Source organism: Psychromonas sp. (genome assembly GCF_983033635.1).
Genome location: NZ_CEZLMY010000227.1, coordinates 4270 through 4571, shown reverse-complemented (window position 1 = coordinate 4571; position 302 = coordinate 4270). Strand labels below are relative to the sequence as shown.

General features: G+C 33.1%; 1 protein-coding gene. It reads left to right on the top strand.

The window, feature by feature from the left end:
* On the top strand, positions 1–302 hold a 302-nt coding region (locus tag AC4GME_RS17465; protein ID WP_490379908.1), incomplete at both ends, for a hypothetical protein.

The window sequence follows — 302 nt, the reverse complement described above, 5'->3', positions numbered from 1 at the left end:
GTTTTATATAGATTACATCGAAAAGATGGAATTCCAAGAGGGTCTAATCAGTATGTTAAGTTTAATGGTGCCTTAGATGGCTTAAATAATGCTACTGATGACGATTTAAGGCAATTCATTGAATTAAGCTCAGATAATGCGATTGGTGTTTTTAAAAGAATTGCGCAGTGGCTATCTAAAATTGAGCATGCAGATAAAGTAGTTGAAAGTCTTGAATCTCTGTCGGCAGAAAGTCTTAAACAAATTAACGTTGTAGCTGGATTAACAGTTTTAAAAAAATCATTTCAAGTGTGGCTTAGTAA